Source organism: Telluria sp. LT2P80 (assembly GCF_059685955.1).
The window spans coordinates 397,608-418,663 of the sequence record NZ_JCASIO010000003.1 but is presented as its reverse complement, the minus strand read 5'-3'; the positions used below and the strand labels follow the sequence as shown (position 1 = coordinate 418,663).

Sequence of the window (21,056 nt, the reverse complement as noted above, 5' to 3'; positions counted from 1 at the left end):
TCCAACTCCAAAGGAAACCCATGGAATCGACCCTCAGCATCGTCGCACTGATCATTTTTGTCGTCGCGTTGGTCTTCGTCTTCAAGACCATCAACGTGGTGCCGCAGCAGAACGCCTGGGTCGTCGAGCGCCTCGGTAAATACCATGCCACGCTGGCGCCGGGCCTGAACATCGTGGTGCCGTTCGTCGACCGCGTCGCCTACAAGCACAGCCTCAAGGAAATCCCGCTCGACGTGCCGCCGCAGGTCTGCATCACGCGCGACAACACGCAGTTGCAGGTCGACGGCATCCTGTACTTTCAGGTGACCGATGCGATGCGCGCGTCGTACGGTTCATCGAACTATCTGCAGGCGATCACGCAACTGGCCCAGACCACGCTGCGCTCGGTGATCGGCAAGATGGAACTGGATAAAACGTTCGAAGAGCGCGACCATATCAACACCCACATCGTCAATGCGATCGATGAATCGGCCGCCAACTGGGGCGTGAAGGTGCTGCGCTATGAAATCAAGGACCTGACGCCACCGGCGGAGATCCTGCATGCGATGCAGGCCCAGATCACGGCTGAACGCGAAAAGCGGGCGCTGATCGCGGCGTCGGAAGGCCGGCGCCAGGAGCAGATCAATATCGCCAGTGGTGAGCGCGAGGCGTCGATCGCGCGCTCGGAAGGGGAGAAGCAGGCGGCCATCAACCGCGCGATGGGTGAAGCGACGGCGATTGTCGCGCTGGCCGAAGCCAGCGCGTCGGCACTGCGGCAGGTGGGCGATGCAATCCAGTCGCCGGGCGGGATGGACGCCGTCAGCCTGCGCGTGGCCGAGCATTATGTGGACGCCTTTGCCAACCTGGCCAAGACCAACAATACGCTGATCGTGCCCGCGAATATGGGCGACATCAGCACCGCCATCGCCAGCGCCCTGCAGATCGTCAAGGCGCAGCGATGAACGTGCTTTAGAAGCCGACGGTTGCCGACACCGCCACGGTGCGCGGCGCCGCCAGCACCAGATAGCCCGAACCCGGGTAGCCGCCGGCCGAGGCCCAGTAGTTCTTGTCGGCGACGTTGTCGACACGGGCGCGCAGCGTCAGGTCACGGTCCATGAAGGTCGTGCGGTAGGTTGCGCCCAGGTCAACGCGGGTCCACGACGGCAGCTTCTGCGTGTTGGCGCCATCGGCGTACTGGGTCGCCGTGTAGACGGTGCGGGCATTCAGTGCCAGGCCCTGCACACCCGGCACGTCCCAGTCGGCGCCGATGTTCAGCTGCGTTTTTGGCACGCCGATCGCATCCTTGCCCTGGTTGATGCCGCCGGCCGTGATGCGCTGCTCGGCGTCGATCAGCGTCAGGCCACCCAGCACGCGCAGGCCGCGCACCGGATTGCCGAACACCGACAGCTCCAGGCCACGGTTGCGCTGCTCGCCGAACACGCCAAACACGCGGTTCTGCACATAGCCGCTCGGCTGACTGGTCGAGAACACGGCGGCGCTCAAGCCATAGCGGCCGCTGTCGAACTTGACGCCCGCTTCACGCTGGCGCGAGACGTACGGCGCGAAGACCTGGCCCTGGTTGATGATCTCGGTGCCCGAGGCAACCGCGCCGCGCTGCAAGCCTTCGCTGTAGTTGGCGTACACCGACAGGTCCTTGCGCGGCTTGTAGACAACGGCGGCGAACGGGGTATTCTCGCTGGCCTCGTAGGCCGAGTTTTCCAGACCGGTGCCATAGTCATAGCCGTAGTCCTTGAGGCGCTGGTGGCGCAGGCCCAGATTGACCAGCACCGTGTCGTCCAGCAGCGACAGCGTGTCGGCGATCGCCAGGCTCGACAGGATTGCCTTGGACGTCACGAGTGGGTTGCCCATGTCGCCGCCCGTGAAGAACGATGACGATGGCGCTGCCACGTCACGCGGCATGTAGACGTTCGACGCGAAGCCGGCGAAGTCACTGAGGGCATAGGCGTTGCGCGACTCGCTGTGGAAGCCCGAGGCCGAGGCGCTGAGCATGTGCTTGATGAAGCCGGTGCGCAGTGCGCCGCGCACGCCCACTTCGCCAGTGCGGACCTGGTCCTTGCGGATATTGTCGAAGCGGGTCATGGTGCCGTCGCCATTGGCGTTGTTGACCGTGATCGACGACAGAATGTTGTATTCCTGGCCGCTGCGCGCGCCCAGTGCGGCCCAGGCGACGGCGCCGCCAGCCAGGTCGACTTCAGCGCGCACGGTGCCGAAGGTGTGGCGTTCTTCCGAGATGGTCCATGGCTGCGCGAAGTTGCGGTCGGCGCTTGGCGCGGCAATCATCGGGGTGGTCGCGCCCAGCGTCACGCTCGGGCGTGCATTGGTCAGTTCGTGGTCCTGCGCGCCGATGTCGGCCGACAGGCGGAAACCACGGCCGCGGTAATCGACGCCCAGCGAATACACGCTCAGTTCACGGCCTTCGCGATCGACTGCGGTGTCGCCCTTGCGGTGAGCAACGTTGACGCGCACGCCGGCGCGGCCTTCCGGTCCGAAGCGGCGACCCAGGTCGATGGCGCCGTAACCCTGGCCGCCCGTCTCGACGCCAAGCGTGACTTCGCTCAGGTCCTGATTCGGGGCGCGCTTGGGCAGCAGGTTGATCGAGCCGCCGATGCTGCCGCCAGCAGGGGCCGCGCCGTTGATGAAGCTGTGGGCGCCGCGCAGTACTTCGACGCGTTCGACCAGTTCGGTCGCGACGAACTGGCGTGGCAGCAGGCCATACAGGCCGTTGTACGCGGTGTCGTCCGAGCCCACCGCGAAGCCGCGGATCATGTACAGCTCCTGGTAGTTACCAAAGCCGCGCGCCACGCGCACCGACGGATCGTTCTGGACGACGTCGGCGACGCTGCGTGCCTGCTGGTCCTGGATCAGCGCATGCGTGTAGTTGGTGCTGTTGAACGGCGTGTCCATGATGTCGACGTTGCCCAGCAGGCCCAGACGCCCGCCGCGCGCGACCTGGCCGCCCGCATAGACAGCCGGCAGGCCCTGGGCCGATGCGTCGGCCGACGCGCTGATGACGACGGTCGGGACGGCGCTGTCGTCCGTGGCCGGCGCGCCGTCCTGGGCAAATGCGGTACCTGCGACGAGGAGGGCGGCGGCGAATGCGGCCGGGGTCAGGGCGAAACGGCGAGTGTTCATGTGATGCAGTCTGGGTGAATAGGGTAGCGCGCATTCTATCCTCGCGCCTTGCAAATGTAAATGAGAACGATTATTATTCTGGACTCAACGATTTTTGCCATAGGCACGCGCAACCATCATGTCACCCGTCTCCCTGCGCCGCTGGGGCTGGATCCACAAGTGGAGCAGCCTGATCTGCACCATCTTCATGCTGCTGCTGTGCCTGACCGGTCTGCCGCTGATCTACCACCACGAAATCGGCCACTTGCTCGGCACCGAGGTAGAGCCGCCTGTGCTGTCGAGCCCGATGCCGCAGGGGAACGTCGACGCCGTGATCGCGTCGGCGAAAGAGTTGTACCCGACCAAGAAGCCGATGTTCATCTCGCAGGAAGCCGACGTGCCCGAGATCTGGAACGTCACGCTGGCCGACCATATGCACGACCCCAACTACAAGCCGATCGCGGTCGATGCACGTACCACGAAAGTGATTACCGAGCCGGCCTTCGAGGGCGGGGTGTTCATGTCGACGATGCTGGCGCTGCACGTCGACCTGTTCATGGGCTTGCCGGGAATGCTGTTCCTGGGCTTCATGGCCTTGCTGCTGCTGGTGGCCATCGTCAGCGGCGTCGTACTGTATGCGCCGTTCATGCGCAAGCTCGATTTCGGCACCGTGCGCAAGGAACGCAGCGCGCGCCTGAAGTGGCTCGACATGCACAATATGCTGGGCATCGTCACGCTGGTCTGGCTGTTCGTCGTCGGCGGCACCGGGATGATCAACACCTGGGCCGACCTGATGTACAAGTACTACCAGAAGAACGAGCTGGCGCAGATCCTCAAGCAATACGAAGGCAAGAAGCCGCTGCCGCATACCGCGTCGGTGCACGATGCGATCGAGACGGCCAAGGCGGCGCTGCCGGGCATGCGCGTGGCCTTCGTCGCCTTCCCGGGCACCGATTTCAGCAGCGAGCATCACTATGGCATCTACATGAATGGCAACGAGGCGTTCAGCTCGCGCATGTACCGGCCCGTGCTGATCGATGCGAACACGGGCCAGCTGACGGACTCCCCGGTACTGCCGTGGTATCTGAAAGCGCTGCTGGTGTCGCAGCCGCTGCACTTCGGTGACTACGGCGGGCAGGCGATGAAGCTGCTGTGGGCGCTGCTCGACATCGCCACCATCATCCTGCTGGGCACGGGCCTGTACCTGTGGCTCAAGCGCGGCAAGACGGGCAACGCCACCACCAAGGTGGCCGCGCACGCGCACCCGCTCCCCACAACGACGACACTCACCGGAGAACGCTCATGATCCGCACACCATCACAAATCTGGGGCGCGCCGATCGTGCTCGGCATCCTCACCACGATCGGTCTGATCTCGGCGCTGCTGGGCGACGGCATCTGGGACGCCGTCTCGGCCGTCGCACTCGGCATCCCGTGCCTGCTGGGCTTCTGGTTCGGCATGCGCCGTACGCCGGCACCGCGCAGCGCGCTCTAGGCGCACACCGGCCCAGGCTGTATACTCGGTCCCATGAAGATACCTGCGCGGCGCCTTGCCCGCCCAGGCATCCGGTCATCATCGAAAGGACCTCATGTTTGCAGCAGTCGACCTCGGGTCCAACAGCTTCCGCCTTCACATCGGCGAGCCCGCCGGTGGCCGCATCCACATCGTGCGCACCGCGCGCAATCCGATCCGCCTGGCGGCCGGTCTCGATGCCGACAACATGCTCAGCGAAGCGGCAATGCGCAGCGCGATCCACTGCCTGCAAGAGTTCCGCAAGATCCTCGACGAATACCAGCTCGACGCCATGCGCGTGGTCGCCACCAACACGATGCGCGTGGCGAAGAACGCCGACCTGCTGCTGCCGCTGGCCGAGAACGCGATCGGGCACCCGATCGACATCATCTCGGGCGAAGAAGAAGGGCGCCTGATCTACATGGGCGTGGCGCGCGCGATCGAGCGCCACGACGAGCGGCGCCTGGTGATCGACATCGGCGGCGGCTCGACCGAAGTCATCGCCGGCACCGGGGGCGACATTCAGTTGGTCGAATCCTTCGGCATCGGCACCCAGCCGCAAACGCTGGCGTATTTCCCGGATGGCCGCATCACCGAGCACAATTTCGACGCCGCCGTCACGGCCGCGCGCGCGCGCTTCGAAGACGCCGCCTCGCTGTACCACGCCAAGGGCTGGGACACCGCCTACGGCTCGTCGGGCACGATGCGGGCGATTTCCGAGGTCATCTCGCGCAATGCCATCGGCGATGGCACGGTCTCGCAGCACAGCCTGCAGGCACTGCGCGCCATCCTGCTCGACCTGGGTCACGTGGATGCCTTCGTGCTACCGGGCGTCAAGCGCGAGCGCGTGCCCGTGATGGTCGGCGGTCTGACGGTGCTGATCGGCGCGATGCAGGAGCTGAAGGTCGAGCGGCTTACCGCCATCAATGCGGGCCTGCGCCTGGGTGTGCTGTCCGATCTCGAATTGCGCGCGAACCGGCGCGACCGGCGCGACGCCGCGATCCGCGCCTGCATGGGGCGCTTCCGTGTCGACAGCGGCCGCGCGCTGCGCACCGTGGGCATCGCGACGCAGCTGTTCGAACGCCTGCAGCCGCAGGGCGAGACGCACCGGCCGTACCTTGCCTGGGCCGCGATGCTGCACGAAATCGGCCTGGCGATCTCGATGAGCGGTGCGCACAAGCACGGCGCCTACATCGTCGAACACGCCGATCTGGGTGGCTTCACGACGCGCGAGCAGCGCATGCTGTCGACGCTCGTGCTTGGCCAGAAAGGCAATCTGCGCAAGATCCGCGAGACGCTGGTGGAGGCCGATCTGGCCAAGGCCGTGCTGGCGCTGCGACTGGCGATCGTGCTGATGCACGCACGCGCCGATGACGACATCGCCGGCCTGCGCCTGCGCATGCGCTCACGCATCGACCTGGATCTGCCGGCGGAGCTGATGCGCAAGCACCCGACGCTCGCGCCCTGGCTCGAGAAAGAAGTGCAGGCTTGGGGTGAGGTCGGGGTGCCGTTCCAGGTACGCCAGGGTTAGCGCAGCTTGCCGATGACATCCGGTCCGGCGACGAGCCGGATGTACGGCATGCCATCGCTGGCCTTGTGCTCGATCCAGAACACGCCGCCCTTGCGGATGCGCCAGTCCTGCTTTTGTCCGCACAATAACAGCGAGGCTACGTCGCCCAGCAGTGGCTGGTGCCCCACGACCAGCACCGGCTGCCGGTGCGCCGGCCAGCCGCAGGCCTCGATGATCGCTTCGGCGCTCGACGCCGTGCTCAATGCTTCCACCACCTTGTAACGCCGTCCCAGCGCATCGGCCGTCTGCACGCAGCGTGTGGCGGGGCTGACGAGGATGCGGCATTCGTGTGGCAGTGTGCGTTCGAGCCACGCACCCATGCGGGCCGCGTGGCGCTGGCCTTTGGGTGTCAGCGCGCGCAGTTCGTCGGGCAGGTCAGGCGTGCCCGGTTCGGCTTCAGCGTGGCGCCAGAGGATCAGTTCCATTGTCGATTTCCTTGTTGGGGGCGCTTTCAGCGCCGAGCATGTCCATCAGTGCCTGCTGCGCGCTGAAGCCAACCTGTTTGCCGCGCGGCCGGCGACGGCGGTAGCGCCCATCGCTGCCCAGTTCCCACGCATTCACGTTGTCCTTCAGGTAGGGCAGCAAGCCTTCGCGCATGATGCGGCGCTTGAGCAGCGGCGCGCGGATCGGGAAGGCCACTTCGACCCGGCGGAACAGATTGCGGTTCATCCAGTCGGCGCTGCTCAGGTACGTATCGTGTTTCAGGTCGTTGCGGAAGTAGTAGATCCGCGTGTGCTCCAGGAAGCGCCCGACGATCGAGCGCACCTTGATGTTTTCGGACAGCCCTTCGACACCCGGGCGCAGCGCGCAGGCGCCGCGGATGATCAGGTCGATCTTCACGCCCACGCACGACGCGTCGTACAGCGCCTTGATCACCGATTCATCGGTCAAGGAATTCATCTTGGCGATGATGCGCCCCGGCTTGCCCTGTTTCGCGAGTTCAGTCTCGTTGCGGATCGCGCGCACGATTTCCTTGTGCAGCGAGAACGGCGCCAGCCAGATGCTGGCCAGCTGCTTGGGCCGCGTCATGCTGGTCAGGTGGATGAACACTTCGTTCACATCCGACGTCAGGTCGTCGTCGGATGTGAGGATGCCGAAGTCGGTATAGAACCTCGCGGTGGTGGGGTTGTAGTTGCCGGTGCCGAGGTGCGCGTAACGGCGCAGGCCACTCGGTTCGCGGCGCAGCACCAGTGCCATCTTGGCGTGCGTTTTCAATCCGACGACGCCATACACGACCTGGGCGCCGGCCTTCTCGAGCTTCTCCGCCCAGTTGATATTGGCCTCTTCGTCGAAGCGCGCCATCAGTTCGACGATGACGGTGACTTCCTTGCCCCGTTCGGCGGCCGTGATCAACGCCTCGACGAGTTCGGAATTGCTGCCCGCCCGGTAGATGGTCTGCTTGATCGCCACCACGTTGGGATCGGCCGCCGCGCACTGGATGAAGTTGATCACCGGCTGGAACGATTCGAACGGGTGGTGCAGCAGCACGTCTTGCTTCCTCAGCGCGGCGAACATGTCGGCGCCTGACAGCTTGCCCGGATAGCCCGACACATACGACGGGAATTTCAGGTCTGGCTGGTCGTGCTGGTTGACGATTTCGAGCAGGCGCCCCAGGTTCACCGGGCCATCGACGGTGAACAGGCGGCTGCGGTCGATGTGGAACTGGTTCAGCAAGAAATCGGCCAGGTGCGCCGGGCATGAGCGGCCCACCTCAAGGCGCACGGCAAAGCCGTACTGGCGGCCATGCAGCTCGCTTTGCAGCGCCTGGCGCAGGTTTTTCACTTCTTCTTCGTCCACCCACAGGTCGCTGTTGCGCGTGACGCGGAACTGCGAGTACGAGACCACTTCGCGGCCTGTGAACAGATCGGCCATGTGCGACTGGATCACCGACGACAGCAGGCAGTACGAGCTGCCCGGCTTGTCCGACAGGTCGTCTGGCAGACGGATCACACGCGGCAGCACGCGCGGCGCCTTCATGATGGCGATGCCCGAGCCGCGGCCGAACGCATCCTTGCCACTGAGTTCAACGATGAAGTTCAGGCTCTTGTTGATCACGCGCGGGAACGGGTGCGCCGGGTCCAGGCCAATGGGCGTGAGCAGCGGGCGCACTTCGCGGTCGAAATACTGCTTGACCCACGCGCGCTGCGCGGGATTACGTTCGCTGCGGTGCAGGAGGTGGATGCCTTGCTCGGACAGCTGCGGCAGAATCTCCTGATTGAACAGCGCGTACTGGCGCGCGATCAGGTGGCGGCACTCGGCGCTCGCGCGTTCGAGGTCGGCGGCCAGGGTCTCGGGCAGCTCGCTGTCGTTGCGGTCGATCTGGTAGGTAGCGAGCAGGCTGGCCACGCGCACTTCGAAGAATTCGTCCAGATTGCTCGCGACGATGCATAAAAAACGCAGGCGCTCGAGCAGTGGTACGGTCGGGTCTTCCGCCTGTGCCAGCACGCGGCGATTGAATTCGAGCAGCGACAGCTCGCGATTCAAATAGGCGCTGCCGTCGGAAAATTGTTTCAAGTCAGCCTCGGTGGCCTTTTTCTTCATATCCATGGTCTGCGGTCGTAGTCGTCCCGCAATCAGTCTAGTTGTCGAATATGACAGCGTGGTGACACTGCTGTCAGGATTGCGTGGTTAACGAACAGCTAAGCATTGACGTTTGATCGACAATTACTATTGACGACTCCACCACCCAATCAGGAGCAGTCCGTGATCAATCTTGTCCGCGCCAACAAAGGTTTTCTGCTGTTTCTGCTGCTGTTCGGCGTATTTCGTACCGCAGTCGCCGACTGGAGCCCGATTCCATCCGGGTCGATGCGGCCCAATCTGCTCGAGGGCGACGTGGTGTTCATCAACCGCCTGGCATACGACCTCAAGATACCACTGACTGAACGGCAAGTGGCGCACCTCGGCGATCCTGTGCGCGGCGATGTGGTCGTGTTTTATTCGCCGCTCGACGGTACGCGCCTGATCAAACGTGTGCTGGCGCTGCCGGGCGACCTGGTCGAGATGCGCAATGACCGCTTGAGCATCAACGGGGAAGAGGGCGCCTACGCGCTGGTCGGGACCGCACGCGAGCCGGTCGGCGGGCGCGAGGTCGACGCCGTCCGGCTCAGCGAATCCGTGGGCGGCACGCATCAGCGCGTACAACTGCTTCCTGGCGTACCCGCGCTGCGTGACATTGCGCCGCTGCGCGTACCGCCCGGCCAGTACCTGATGCTCGGCGATAACCGCAACAACAGCGCCGATTCGCGCGTGATCGGCCTGGTGCCGCGCGCGAAGCTGCTTGGCCGCGCCGAACGCATCCTTGTTTCTGCCGACTACCAGCACGACTGGATGCCCCGTTTCGAGCGTTTCGGCATGGCGCTGAGCGCCGATTGAAAACAGGGCAGCGACAGATCGGGAAGGCCGAAATCGATTACAATCGCAGCCCTCCAATGCCCGTCATCCGGCCCCATGCATCGTGCATCGCGCACCGTGCAGCGCCGGCAGGTTTTCCGAAAGCGCCGTTCATGCAAAAACTCCTCACCGTCATCCTCGCCTGCCTCGGCATGGTCGGGGCCCTGGCCATCGACACCTACCTGCCGTCGATGCCGGCCATCGGCGCCGAATATGCAGTCGGCCCGGTCGCGGTGCAGCAGACGCTGAGCGTGTTCCTGTTCACGTTTGCGTTCATGATGCTGTTCTACGGGACGCTGTCCGATTCGTTCGGCCGCCGTCCTGTGATCCTGACTGCGCTGACGGTCTACACGCTGGCCTCGATTGGCGCGGCGTGGGCGCCGAGCTTCGGCTGGCTGCTCGTGTTTCGCGCGTTGCAGGGCCTGTCGGCAGGCGCGGGCTCGGTGATCGGCCAGGCCATCGTGCAGGACCGCTTCTCGGGCGCGCAGGCGCAGCGCATGATGTCGCACATCATGATGGTGTTCGGCCTCGCGCCGGCGATCGCGCCGGTCCTGGGTGGCTGGCTGCACGTCACCTTCGGCTGGCGCTCGTCGTTCGTGTTCCTGGCGGTGTTCGGCGCGCTGCTGGTCCTCGTGTGCCTGAAGTTCCTGCCCGAAAGCCTGCCGCGTGAAAAGCGCCAGGTCTTCCATCCCGGGACCATCGGCCGCAACTACGTCAAGGTGCTGCGCCATCCGCAGTTCGTGCTGCTCTCGCTGGCGCTCGGCCTCGCGTTTTCGGGCCTGTCGCTGTACATCGGCTCGGCCTCGAATTTCGTGATGGTGATCCTCGGCCTGCCCGAGACGGCGTTTGCCTGGATGTTCATCCCGCTTGTCGGCGGCATGGTGGTCGGCTCGGCCTGGGGCGGCAAACACGCGCACAAAAGCACGCCGACCCGCATGATGTGGCTGGGCTTTGGCGTGATGGCGCTGGGCGCGGCCTTTAACGTTGGCTACAACGCGTTGTTCACCGCTGCCGTGCCGTGGGCCGTGCTGCCGCTGTTCGTCTACACGTTCGGCCTGTCGGTCGCGATGCCGGCGATCCAGATCACGGCGCTGGGCCTGTTCCCTGACAACCGGGGCCTGGCCTCGTCGATGATCGGCTTCATCCAGATGATGTCGTTTGCGCTGGTCTCGGGCCTGGTGGCGCCGCTGCTGTTCCACAGCGCGCTGCATCTGGCGCTGGGCGTGGCGGCCGGGCTGGCGCTGAGCTTTGGCGCGTGGCGCCTGTCGGTCATGATGGCGGTCAAACCTGCCAGCGTCGCGGCCTGAGTGATGGCAGTGCGGCGCTGGCGGGCAGCGGTGGCCGAACCTTTCGGTACCCTGTTCCTGCTGCGCCGCCGCTATTTCGCCGCGCAGTCGCGGGCGCTGTATGCGCGCTATGCGCATGCACTGGTCATCTGCCTTGCCTTGTTTGGCCTCGCGCTGGTCGAGCGGCCCACGCTGCTGGCTGCGCCGATCCTGCACTTCTGGCGCGATCCCGCCGACTGGCGTACCAGCCTGATGTACGTCGCCGGCTGGCTGGCGGCGGTTGCATTGTGGGCACGCGTGCACCGGCCATTCGTGCGCGGCGCGGCGCTTGCGGGGTTTGCCCGAGCGAGCCTGCACGGAGGGCGTGTGGCGCCGGCGCTGGACCTTGCCTTGCTGCTCGTTGCGCTGCAGTGGTGGGCGCTGCCGTTTGCGGTCGCCTTCTGGACTGTGGCCACGAGCCCCGCGTCGCCGCCAGGTGCTGACGGTTTCTTTCCCCTGTATGTTCTTGGGCTGATCGTGTTGACACTCGCCGTGGCGCATGTCGTGGTGTTCGGTGCTGACCGAGCTCGTAGCGCGCGGCGCACGGGTGCGGGCGGCGTGCTGCGTGTTCCTGCGCTGGTGTTCCTGATGCTGCTGCAGATGCGCAGCTTGTGGCGCGGCCACCTGCACGTGGCGCTGCCACGTATCGGGGCGGCGCTGCTCGTGCATGCGGCCAACTGGTGGATGATCTGCCAGGTGGGCAAGCGCCAGGATGCCACAGGCTTCATCGCGCTGGCGTGCGCCGTGAGCGCGTATGCGCTCGCCGGCCTGTACTACGCGTTCTGGCGCGCGCGCCAGCCGCTCGAACCCTACCTGCGCAGCATGCCGTTCGGCGTGGCCAAGGTGCTCGCGGCCGAGCACCTGGTCGTGCTGGGCCTGGGCGGCGGCAGCGGCATGCTGGTGTGGCTGGGGTATCGCGCCGCGCCGGGGAGCAGCCCGGACCTGCTGTCAATGCTGGCCGGTTCCCTTTGCCTGTCGCTGCTGCTGCTTGCGCTGCTCGGCGCACCGGTGCTGCAGCGGCACCGGTACGGCACCGCCTTCAAGGCTGCGCTCACGCTCGCTGCACTGATTCTGATGGGAGCAACACAATGACGATCTTGTTGGCAGCCGAAGGCCTGGGCATGCGCTACGGCGGCCAGGTGGTATTCGAGGACCTGCACGTGGCCTTTGGCGCAGGCGCCGTGGCGCTGGTGGGACCCAACGGCGCCGGCAAGTCGACCTTGCTGGCGCTGCTGGCCGGCGTCGATGCGCCGCAGGCTGGGCGGGTGCTGGTCTGCGGGCATGACCTGGCGCGCGGGCAGGGCGCACGCGCTGCGCTGGCCTGGGTGCCCGATGCCTCGGTTGCCTACGACTTCATGACCGGCGACGAATTCCTGTGCATGGTGCAGGCGCTGCGTGGCTGCGCCGGGCCGCATCGCGCGCTGCTGGAAGGCTTCGGAATCGCGGTGTATCTTGGCGCGCGCTTTGGCGACATGTCGCTCGGCACGCGCAAGAAATTCATGCTGGCCGCCGGCCTGATGGGAGACGCGCAGGTCGTGCTGATGGACGAGCCGACCAATGGCATCGATGCCGACGCCCGGGCATTTCTGATTGATCAGATCAGGACACGGGCGCACGAACACCTGGTGCTGTTCTCGACCCACGACCGCGAACTGATCGCGCTGACCGGCGCCCGCGTGCTGGCGTTACCGGCACAGGGCGCGTAGAACGGCTTAGCGCCGGTTGGTCTTCATTGCGGCAGCGACTTCGCGTTTGGCGTCGCGGTCTTTCTCGGTCGAGCGCTTGTCGTGCTGCTTCTTGCCCTTGGCCAGGCCGATCTCGCACTTCACATTGCCTTTCTTGAAGTGCAGGTTGAGCGGCACCAGCGTGTAGCCGGAGCGCTCCACCTTGCCGATCAGCTTATCGATCTCGGCGCGGTGCAGCAGCAGCTTGCGCGAGCGCAGCGCCTCGGGGTGGCTGAAGCTCGACGTGGTCGTCAGTGCGCTGACGTGCGCACCGAACAGGTATAGCTCGTTGTCACGGACGAGCACGTAGGCTTCCTTGATCTGCACCCGGCTTTCGCGGATGGCCTTGACTTCCCAACCCTCCAGCAAGAGACCTGCCTCGTAGCGGTCTTCGATGAAGTAGTCAAAAAATGCTTTTTTATTGTCAGCGATGCTCATGAAAAGGCGAAAATTCGCGTGTCGGTTAAACTACTGCTATTGCGCCAACGGTGGCGCCACTTGCAAACGACCCCCATCATAACAAACGGTTGACCAATGGCAGTAGTGCACAAATCAGTTTTCCTTGGCTATAGCGCAGAACAGATGTTCGACCTCGTTGCCAAAGTCGAAGATTATCCGAAGTTTCTTCCCTGGTGCAGTGGCGTGAACATCGTCGAACGCACCGATGACAAGCTCGTCGCGGCTCTGCAAATTAATTTCCATGGCGTCAAGCAGAGCTTCACGACATCGAACCACAACCAGCGCCCGACCCAGATGAAGATGCACTTGGTCGACGGCCCGTTCAAGCTGCTCGAAGCCACCTGGAGCTTCAAGTCGCTACGCGCCGATGCCTGCAAGATCGAGTTCGACATGCAGTACGAGTTCTCCAGCATGATCCTGGCGCAGATCGTCGGCCCCGTGTTCGGCATGATCGCCAACAGCATGGTCGATTCGTTCTGCAAGCGTGCCGAGGTCGTGTATGGCTGACGTCGCGCCTGCGCCCGCATTGCTGGGCATCTCGGTCAGCTACGCCAGCGACAAGGTCGAGTGGCTGCGCGAGCTGCAGGTCGAACCCGGCACGACGATCGGCATCGCCATCGAGCGCAGTGGCGTGCTGGAAGCCTTCCCGGATATCAGTCTGACGACGCAGCCGGTGGGCATCTACGCCAAGAAGAAGACGCTCGACACGGTGCTGCGCGAGCGCGACCGCATCGAGATCTACCGGCCGCTCGTGGCTGACCCAAAGGAGTCGCGCCGCAAGCGCGCGGCCAAGCGGGAAGGCGCTAGCGGCAGTCCTGCAGCGCCTGATTGACCTGCGCGGCCCGCGTGGCCCGCTCGGCATCCGTCATATAACTCTTCTGGCCATCCTGGCCGTAGCGCGCGATGCGCGTGCCGGACGCCAGCTGCGCCTGCGTCTCGCGCGCGGCGTTGCAGCGCTCGGCCAGTTGGCGTACACGCTGCGCTTCTTCCTGTGCTTTCAGATTGGACTCGTCACGTGCCTTGGTGCGCGCGCGGTAGGCGGCTTCCTGTTCGGCCAGCGTGGGCGGCCCTTTTGGCGGTAGCGGCTTGGTGGCTGGATCGGTGGCTGACCCTTCCGCCGGCATTGCGGCAGGGGGCGCCGGCGCCAGTTCGGGATTGGCGCGGCCCGGCGCCTTGACGATCTTGCTGGCCGGTGTGCCGGGCGGGGGCGGGCGATCGGAATACTGGCGCGTGCCGCCGGGGCCGATCCAGACATACTGGGCGTGCGCGGCCGTGGCGGCAAGGAAGAGCAGGGTGGCGCCGAGGGCGCGGTACGGCATCTGCGACATAGAAATTGCTCCTGAGAATTAACAGATTTCGCCATGCTTCGGTCCGGCTGTCAATCGCAAACCGTACCGCACCAACTAAATTTGGGTCAGGCCGGCGACGGAAATCACGGGTTTCTGTATAATTCGCTTTTGCGCCTATAGGAAATACTATGCGTCTCCTCCAAAAAGCACTCACCTTCGATGACGTGCTGCTCGTCCCGGCCTACTCCAACGTTCTTCCGGCCCAAACTTCCCTGCGCACCAAGCTCACCCGCAATATCACGCTGAACATTCCGCTGCTGTCCGCCGCGATGGATACCGTGACCGAAGCGAACCTGGCGATCGCCATGGCGCAAGAGGGCGGTATCGGTATCATCCACAAGAATCTCCGTCCAGCCGACCAGGCGCGCGAAGTCGCGCGGGTCAAGCGCTTCGAAGCGGGCGTGCTGCGCGATCCGATCACGATTCCACCGACCATGAAGATCCGCGAAGTGCTGGCGCTGTCGCAACAGCACGGCATCAGCGGCTTCCCGGTAGTCGAGGGTAATCAGGTGGTCGGCATCATTACCAACCGCGACCTGCGTTTCGAGGAAGACCTGGAAGCCGAAGCGCGCGCCAAGATGACGCCGCGCGACAAGCTCGTCACCGTGAAAGAAGACGCGGACACGGCCGAAGCCAAGCGCCTGATGAACAAGCACCGCCTCGAGCGCGTGGTCGTCATCAACGATAACTTCGAACTGCGCGGCCTGATCACCGTCAAGGATATCCAGAAGTCGCACGAACACCCGCTGGCCTCGAAAGATTCGCAGGGCAAGCTGCTGGTGGGCGCCGCTGTCGGCGTCGGCGAACGCGATGAAGAGCGCATCGAACTGCTGGTCGCTGCCGGCGTGGACGTGCTGGTGGTCGACACCGCCCACGGTCACTCGCAGGGCATCCTCGACCGCGTGCGCTGGATCAAGGACCGTTATCCGCACGTGGATGTCATCGGCGGCAACATCGCCACCGCATCGGCCGCGCTGGCGCTGGTCGAAGCCGGCGCCGATGCGGTCAAGGTCGGCATCGGCCCTGGCTCGATCTGCACCACCCGCATCGTCGCCGGCGTGGGCGTGCCGCAGATCACCGCGATCTCGAACGTCTCCGAAGCACTCGAAGGGACGGGCGTGCCGTGCATCGCCGACGGCGGCATCCGCTTCTCGGGCGACATCTCGAAAGCACTGGCTGCAGGCGCGCACACCGTCATGATGGGCAGCATGTTCGCCGGTACCGAAGAAGCACCGGGCGAAGTCATCCTGTACCAGGGCCGCAGCTACAAGTCGTACCGCGGCATGGGCAGCCTGGGCGCGATGGCCGACGGTTCGGCCGACCGTTATTTCCAGGAAGCGTCGAGCAAGGCCGACAAGTTCGTCCCTGAAGGCATCGAAGGCCGCGTGGCCTACAAGGGCAGCGTGCTGGCGATCATCTTCCAGCTGATCGGTGGCGTGCGCCAGTCGATGGGTTACTGCGGTTGCAGCACCATCGAAGAGCTGCGCTCGAAAGCCGAATTCGTCGAGATCACGTCTGCTGGCATGCGCGAATCGCACGTGCACGATGTGCAGATCACGAAAGAAGCGCCGAACTACCGTTCGGAGTAATCGACCTTCGACGCGGCCATTGATGGCCGCGTTTTCTATGGTGGGTGGCGATGCCAGCCACCATACGTTTCGCTCACCACCGACTACATTAAGCTTCCCTATGCATTCGAAAATCCTCATCCTCGATTTCGGTTCCCAGGTCACCCAGCTGATCGCCCGCCGCGTGCGCGATGCCGGCGTCTTCTCCGAAGTCTTCCCCTACGACGTCAGCGACGAGTTCGTCCGCAACTACGGCGCTTCGGGCATCATCCTGTCGGGCAGCCACAATTCGACGCTCGAAGGCGACTCGCCACGCGCGCCGCAGGCAGTGTTCGAAGCCGGCGTGCCGGTACTGGGTATCTGCTACGGCATGCAGACCATGGCGGCCCAGCTGGGCGGCAAGGTCGAAAACGGCCTGAAGCGTGAGTTCGGCTATGCCGAAGTGCGCGCCCGTGGCCATACCGCGCTGCTCAACGGCATCAACGACTTCGTCACCGACGAAGGCCACGGCATGCTCAAGGTCTGGATGAGCCACGGCGACAAGGTCCTGGACATGCCTGAAGGCTTCAAGCTGATGGGTTCGACCGACAGCTGCCCGATCGCCGCGATGGCTGACGAAGAGCGCCGTTTCTACGCGCTGCAATTCCACCCGGAAGTCACGCACACGACGCAGGGCGAAGCCATCATCGGCCGCTTCGTGCACGAGATCTGCGGTTGCAAGTCGGATTGGAACATGCCGGACTATATCGGTGAAGCCGTCGAAAAGATCCGCGCACAGGTCGGTACCGACGACGTGATCCTGGGCCTGTCGGGCGGCGTCGACTCGAGCGTTGCTGCCGCGCTGATCCACCGCGCGATCGGCGACCAGCTCACCTGCGTGTTCGTCGACCACGGATTGCTCCGCAAGGACGAAGGCAAGATGGTCATGAGCATGTTCGAAAAGAACCTGGGCGTGAAAGTCATTCGCATCGATGCCGAAGACCAGTTCATGGGTCATCTGGCCGGCGTGAACGATCCCGAGCAGAAGCGCAAGATCATCGGCCGTGAGTTCGTCGAAGTGTTCCAGGTCGAAGCGGGCAAGCTGACCAATGCCAAGTGGCTGGCGCAAGGCACGATCTACCCGGACGTCATCGAGTCTGCCGGTAAAGGTAAAAAGGGCCAGACGATCAAGAGCCACCACAACGTGGGCGGCCTGCCAGAGACGCTGAACCTGAAGCTGCTCGAGCCGCTGCGCGAACTGTTCAAGGATGAAGTGCGTAAGCTGGGCGTCGCGCTGGGCCTGCCGCATGACATGGTTTATCGTCATCCATTCCCGGGCCCGGGCCTGGGCGTGCGCATCCTGGGCGAAGTCAAGAAAGAGTTCGCCGACCTGCTGCGTGAAGCCGATGCGATTTTCATCGAAGAGCTGCGCAACACGCCGTTTGAAGTGCCGCACGTGCCGGGCATCGATGCCGGTAAGGCGCCGCTGAACTGGTACGAAGCGACCAGCCAGGCGTTTGCCGTGTTCCTGCCGGTGAAATCGGTGGGCGTGATGGGCGATGGCCGCACGTATGAATATGTCGTTGCGCTGCGCGCGGTACAGACGCTGGACTTCATGACGGCGCAATGGGCGCATCTGCCGCATGCGTTGATGGGCAAGGTTTCCAACCGCATCATCAATGAGGTGCGGGGGATTAATCGCGTTGTGTATGATATTTCGGGGAAGCCGCCGGCGACGATTGAGTGGGAGTGAGGTTTTCTCTGGAAAACCCTGCGTTTGAAAATTGAAAAAGCTCGCTTCGGCGAGCTTTTTTCATGAATGAACTACGACAAAGAGGTCCCACTCGGACTCAGCACGCCTTCTGTCAATAGCCAGATCCGTGTCGCGATGCCAGGCTTGATGCAGACCGCGGAGTGCCGTCCATCTTCCTATTCCGCGTACGGACCGTTGAGGATACGGTCCACCCACGACGGCGCCTGGTACCCGGGGACATGGCGCTCACCGAAGTCGCGCATGAAGTTGTCATAGGTGGTTTCTGGCCTGTCCCTGGCCATCTGGCAGGCACAGGACATGAACTGGCGCACCATGTTCAGGCGTGGCACGGCGGTAACGATCGCGTCGATCTCGGCCTGGTCAAAACTCGCGTAGTCGGGCGTGCCGAAGTCGACGCCGATGCCGCGCGCGCACAGGGCCACCTCAGTCTCCTTGAACAGACTGATGGAAGGCGTGACGTGCAGGGCGACGCTGTCCCATACGAGCTGTACGCGGCGTGCATCGAAGCCCAGGCGCCGTACGAAGTCGGCTGCAATTTCTGCGCCGTTGACTTCGAAGCGATGGGGGCCGTCGCCAAGCGGCGTGAGGCCGATGTCGTGCAGGATGGTCGAGACGGCCACGACCTCGGCATCGTAGGCGATTGCGTGCATGGCGGCGATGCGGGTGGCAAAGATCCACGAGCGTAGGACGTGGTTAAACAGATAGTCTGGCATGTGCGCGCGAGCATGATCGAAGGCGCGGACGATCAGCGGTGTTTCAGGAAGATCAGGAAATACGACGCGCAGTTGTGCGTATTCAATCTGAGACAGAGTAAACAAGGTGGACTCCTTCGCCGACATGGTGGAACCGGAAACCAGGTCGATCAGGGATGCAAGATCGTCGCACCCCCGGTCGTGATCAGGGTTGGAAGAAGGCCAGCATGTCGGCGTTGATCACATCGGCTTGCGTGGTCGCCATGCCATGAGGAAAGCCGGGATAGGTTTTCAGCGTGGCATGTTTCAGCAACTTGACGGCGCGTCTGGCGGTGCCCGCGACCGGCGCGATCTGATCGTCCTCGCCATGCAGGACCAGCACGGGGATCGTGATCTTTTTCAGGTCGGCCGTGAAGTCGGTCTCCGAGAATGCTGTGATGCAGTCGTACTGCGCCTTGATGTCACCGGCCATGCCCTGGCGCACCCAGTTGTCCGATACGCCCATCGGCACCGTCGCACCCGTGCGGTTGAAACCGTAGAATGGGCCACTCGAAAACTCCTTGTAGAACTGGGCACGGTTGCCGGCCACTGCTGTGCGAATGCCGTCGATCACCTCGGGCGGCACGCCGTCGGGATTGTCACTCGTTTTCATCAGGATCGGCGTGATCGCGCCGATCAATACCGCCTTGGCAACGCGTCCCCCGCCGCCGTACAGCGCGACATAACGGATGACTTCGCCGCCACCGGTGGAATGGCCGACGTGAATTGCATTGCGCAGTCCCAGGTGTTCGGCGAGAGCAGCCACGTCGGCAGCATAGGTGTTCATGTCATTCCCGGCGGCGCTGGGGCTAGAACGACCGTGTCCGCGACGGTCGTGGGCAATGACGCGGTAACCTTTGGATGCGAAGAACATCATCTGGGCATCCCAGTCATCGCCGGATAACGGCCAGCCGTGGTGAAACACGATCGGTTGGCCGGCGCCCCAATCCTTGTAAAAAATTTGGGTGCCATCCTTGGTGGTGATGATGTTATGTGTCACGGCTGGTTTTCCTTTGGCTGGTGTGGTGACTGCGGCTTGGGCTGACCCGATCGCAGTGATTGAACCAGCAATCGCTGCAGCACTTCCCACGAGCAGATTGCGACGCAGGGGATTGCCAGGCACAGTAGATTGGGACATGTGTATCTTTCGTTGAGATATCAAAACCCCGAGGGGTAGAACGATCGCCAGTTTCCAGTTTCCAGCAGGTGCAGGATGGGCCCACGTTCTGGCTGTCCGATCCTGTCAGGCACGATCAAGCCTTGTGCACCACTTCAAAATGGTAGCCATCGGGATCGATCACATCGGCGGCATAGTAGCCAGGGTAAAACTCCAGCCTTGCGCGTGGTGAGATGCGGTCTTTGGCACCGGCCGCCATCGCCGCTTCGTAGAAAGTGTCGACTTGCTGGTTGTCGTCAGCCTCGAAACCCCAATGGAGGGCCTCCGGAGACGGTGATCCCTGTTTCAGCCAGAAGAACGCGCGCTTGCCATCGCCGAACCCCCACAGATCGGGACTTCCGTTGTCGCCTTTTATTGGCATGAACATCGAGATGTTCAGCGGCGCCAGCGCCGCTTCGTAAAATGTCAGCGACCGCTGGACATCGCTGACAGTCAAAATGAGGTGGTCGATCATTGCTTTCTCTCCGGTTGCAAAAACGTCAATGTGTTTGGCCGGCACCGAGCATCTCGTTCCGGACGGTTGTTCGTTCAATGCCCAAGGCTGCATCGCTCTGTGCCGATCCACCGGGTGAGGCGCCACGCCGCGCATATGGGTTTATTCGACATGAATCGGCTGCGAAACTCTTGTTGCATTTAAAAATAGTTCCGCATCTCAGGTGTGCAAGAATATCGAGCTTTGTAAGTCTTCGTAAGGAGGCACTTAATAGTCAGTCACTAACCTGGAGGTAAGTCTTGAGCCCGCGAGAAAGAAGAACGATGCCGCCTGATCCCACCGAACTCTGCAAAAGTAAAGACCCGGGTGCGATTCGAGAAATACTGACCAAGGTAGGGGACAAGTGGAGCATCTTCATTTTGCTGACCCTGGAGATGTTTCCGGATTGGCGCGCCCGCTTTTCCGTGATCGAGAAATGCATCCCTGGAATTTCGCAAAAGATGCTCACGGCAACGCTGCGCAACCTCGAGCGCGATGGCCTGATATTGCGCGAGGTTTTTCCCGAGGTCCCGCCACGCGTTGAATACGAGCTCACCGAACTCGGAGAAAGCTTGCTCGATCCGTTGCAGAACCTTCTGCATTGGGTAAATGCGCACGCGGAACAGGTGAGGGCAGCGCAGAGCCAGTACGACGACCGATAGGTTTGCGAACGACGAGTGCGAACAACAACGCCAGCCAGGCAATAACAAACTGTTGAGCGCTGAGCAGCAGCGTGTCCGTCATTTTGTGCAGGAAGACCGTCAACTTCTTCATTGTGTGGACATCTTAGAAACGCATCGGTCTTCTTTGCCCGCTAGCTCAATTGAGATAGCGGATGACAGACATGCATGAAACAGGCAGGACGATGGGGAGTTGATGGGCGCGAAAAAACCAGCAGAATAGCTGTATAAA

At 63.3% G+C, this 21,056-nt stretch carries 21 protein-coding genes; 13 read left to right on the top strand and 8 right to left on the bottom strand.

Annotation, left to right across the window (positions count from 1 at the left end; genetic code table 11):
* Positions 1 to 20: 20 nt before the first annotated feature.
* Entirely contained in the window at positions 21 to 941 is a 921-nt protein-coding gene (locus AC56LW_RS11085) for an SPFH domain-containing protein (RefSeq protein ID WP_499572401.1), read from the top strand.
* A gap of 7 nt (positions 942 to 948) precedes the next feature.
* Here AC56LW_RS11085 and AC56LW_RS11080 read toward each other — a convergent pair whose 3' ends face one another.
* Entirely contained in the window at positions 949 to 3,132 is a 2,184-nt protein-coding gene (locus tag AC56LW_RS11080) for a TonB-dependent receptor (RefSeq protein WP_499634233.1), read from the bottom strand.
* Positions 3,133 to 3,250: 118 nt separating this feature from the next.
* Here AC56LW_RS11080 and AC56LW_RS11075 point away from each other — a divergent pair, with 118 nt between their 5' ends.
* From AC56LW_RS11075 to AC56LW_RS11065, 3 genes are all read left to right on the top strand, one after another.
* On the top strand, positions 3,251 to 4,417 hold the full coding sequence (locus AC56LW_RS11075) for a PepSY-associated TM helix domain-containing protein (RefSeq protein WP_499634231.1): 1,167 nt from the start codon (positions 3,251 to 3,253) through the stop codon (positions 4,415 to 4,417).
* Entirely contained in the window at positions 4,414 to 4,605 is a 192-nt protein-coding gene (locus AC56LW_RS11070; protein ID WP_499634229.1) for a hypothetical protein, read from the top strand. The genes AC56LW_RS11075 and AC56LW_RS11070 overlap by 4 nt, the downstream gene beginning before the upstream one ends.
* Before the next feature lie 94 nt (positions 4,606 to 4,699).
* The gene (locus AC56LW_RS11065; protein ID WP_499634227.1) at positions 4,700 to 6,154 is read left to right on the top strand and encodes a Ppx/GppA phosphatase family protein; all 1,455 of its coding nucleotides are present in this window, start codon (positions 4,700 to 4,702) and stop codon (positions 6,152 to 6,154) included.
* On the opposite strand, the gene AC56LW_RS11060 is transcribed toward AC56LW_RS11065, so the two are convergent.
* A complete protein-coding gene (locus AC56LW_RS11060; RefSeq protein WP_332531619.1) occupies positions 6,151 to 6,618 on the bottom strand; it encodes a SixA phosphatase family protein in 468 nt (155 codons plus the stop codon). The two genes, AC56LW_RS11065 and AC56LW_RS11060, sit on opposite strands and share 4 nt — an antisense overlap.
* Positions 6,590 to 8,740 (bottom strand): polyphosphate kinase 1, encoded by a 2,151-nt coding sequence (gene ppk1, locus AC56LW_RS11055; RefSeq protein WP_499634225.1) that lies wholly within the window; start codon positions 8,738 to 8,740, stop codon positions 6,590 to 6,592. The genes AC56LW_RS11060 and ppk1 overlap by 29 nt, the downstream gene beginning before the upstream one ends.
* Before the next feature lie 156 nt (positions 8,741 to 8,896).
* On the opposite strand from ppk1, the gene lepB reads away from it, so the two are divergent.
* The 4 genes from lepB to AC56LW_RS11035 all read left to right on the top strand — a co-directional run bounded on the left by lepB (position 8,897) and on the right by AC56LW_RS11035 (position 12,617).
* Positions 8,897 to 9,568, top strand: coding sequence for a signal peptidase I (lepB, locus tag AC56LW_RS11050; protein ID WP_499634223.1), 672 nt, complete (start codon positions 8,897 to 8,899; stop codon positions 9,566 to 9,568).
* Between the two features lie 131 nt (positions 9,569 to 9,699).
* Positions 9,700 to 10,893 carry a multidrug effflux MFS transporter gene (locus tag AC56LW_RS11045; protein WP_499634221.1) on the top strand — a complete coding sequence of 398 codons (1,194 nt, stop codon included), beginning with the start codon at positions 9,700 to 9,702 and terminating at the stop codon, positions 10,891 to 10,893.
* Between the two features lie 30 nt (positions 10,894 to 10,923).
* Positions 10,924 to 12,003, top strand: a complete 1,080-nt coding sequence (locus AC56LW_RS11040) for a hypothetical protein (RefSeq protein WP_499634219.1) — start codon at positions 10,924 to 10,926, stop codon at positions 12,001 to 12,003.
* Positions 12,000 to 12,617, top strand: a complete 618-nt coding sequence (locus AC56LW_RS11035) for an ATP-binding cassette domain-containing protein (RefSeq protein WP_499634217.1) — start codon at positions 12,000 to 12,002, stop codon at positions 12,615 to 12,617. The genes AC56LW_RS11040 and AC56LW_RS11035 overlap by 4 nt, the downstream gene beginning before the upstream one ends.
* 6 nt (positions 12,618 to 12,623) lie before the next feature.
* Here AC56LW_RS11035 and smpB read toward each other — a convergent pair whose 3' ends face one another.
* Complete coding sequence (smpB, locus tag AC56LW_RS11030) at positions 12,624 to 13,073, bottom strand: SsrA-binding protein SmpB (RefSeq protein WP_499634215.1); 450 nt, start codon at positions 13,071 to 13,073, stop codon at positions 12,624 to 12,626.
* Between the two features lie 96 nt (positions 13,074 to 13,169).
* Here smpB and AC56LW_RS11025 point away from each other — a divergent pair, with 96 nt between their 5' ends.
* Both AC56LW_RS11025 and AC56LW_RS11020 read left to right on the top strand, forming a co-directional pair.
* Complete coding sequence (locus AC56LW_RS11025; protein WP_258834442.1) at positions 13,170 to 13,601, top strand: type II toxin-antitoxin system RatA family toxin; 432 nt, start codon at positions 13,170 to 13,172, stop codon at positions 13,599 to 13,601.
* Positions 13,594 to 13,926: an RnfH family protein gene (locus tag AC56LW_RS11020; protein WP_499634214.1), complete on the top strand. Its 333-nt coding sequence runs from the start codon at positions 13,594 to 13,596 to the stop codon at positions 13,924 to 13,926. The genes AC56LW_RS11025 and AC56LW_RS11020 overlap by 8 nt, the downstream gene beginning before the upstream one ends.
* On the opposite strand, the gene AC56LW_RS11015 is transcribed toward AC56LW_RS11020, so the two are convergent.
* Positions 13,898 to 14,422 carry a DUF4124 domain-containing protein gene (locus AC56LW_RS11015; RefSeq protein ID WP_499634212.1) on the bottom strand — a complete coding sequence of 175 codons (525 nt, stop codon included), beginning with the start codon at positions 14,420 to 14,422 and terminating at the stop codon, positions 13,898 to 13,900. The two genes, AC56LW_RS11020 and AC56LW_RS11015, sit on opposite strands and share 29 nt — an antisense overlap.
* 149 nt (positions 14,423 to 14,571) lie before the next feature.
* Between AC56LW_RS11015 and guaB the strand changes: the two genes are divergently transcribed.
* Both guaB and guaA read left to right on the top strand, forming a co-directional pair.
* A complete protein-coding gene (guaB, locus tag AC56LW_RS11010; protein ID WP_183552919.1) occupies positions 14,572 to 16,032 on the top strand; it encodes an IMP dehydrogenase in 1,461 nt (486 codons plus the stop codon).
* Between the two features lie 100 nt (positions 16,033 to 16,132).
* Positions 16,133 to 17,743: a glutamine-hydrolyzing GMP synthase gene (gene guaA, locus AC56LW_RS11005; protein WP_332531628.1), complete on the top strand. Its 1,611-nt coding sequence runs from the start codon at positions 16,133 to 16,135 to the stop codon at positions 17,741 to 17,743.
* Between the two features lie 176 nt (positions 17,744 to 17,919).
* Here the strand turns inward: guaA and AC56LW_RS11000 are convergent, their stop codons facing one another.
* The 3 genes from AC56LW_RS11000 to AC56LW_RS10990 form a co-directional block, all read right to left on the bottom strand.
* Complete coding sequence (locus AC56LW_RS11000) at positions 17,920 to 18,477, bottom strand: HD domain-containing protein (RefSeq protein WP_499634209.1); 558 nt, start codon at positions 18,475 to 18,477, stop codon at positions 17,920 to 17,922.
* Positions 18,478 to 18,661: 184 nt separating this feature from the next.
* On the bottom strand, positions 18,662 to 19,633 hold the full coding sequence (locus AC56LW_RS10995) for an alpha/beta fold hydrolase (protein ID WP_499634447.1): 972 nt from the start codon (positions 19,631 to 19,633) through the stop codon (positions 18,662 to 18,664).
* 115 nt (positions 19,634 to 19,748) lie between these two features.
* A complete protein-coding gene (locus AC56LW_RS10990; protein ID WP_499634207.1) occupies positions 19,749 to 20,126 on the bottom strand; it encodes a VOC family protein in 378 nt (125 codons plus the stop codon).
* A gap of 302 nt (positions 20,127 to 20,428) precedes the next feature.
* Between AC56LW_RS10990 and AC56LW_RS10985 the strand changes: the two genes are divergently transcribed.
* Positions 20,429 to 20,806, top strand: coding sequence for a winged helix-turn-helix transcriptional regulator (locus tag AC56LW_RS10985; RefSeq protein WP_332531631.1), 378 nt, complete (start codon positions 20,429 to 20,431; stop codon positions 20,804 to 20,806).
* The last annotated feature ends 250 nt before the right edge of the window (positions 20,807 to 21,056 follow it).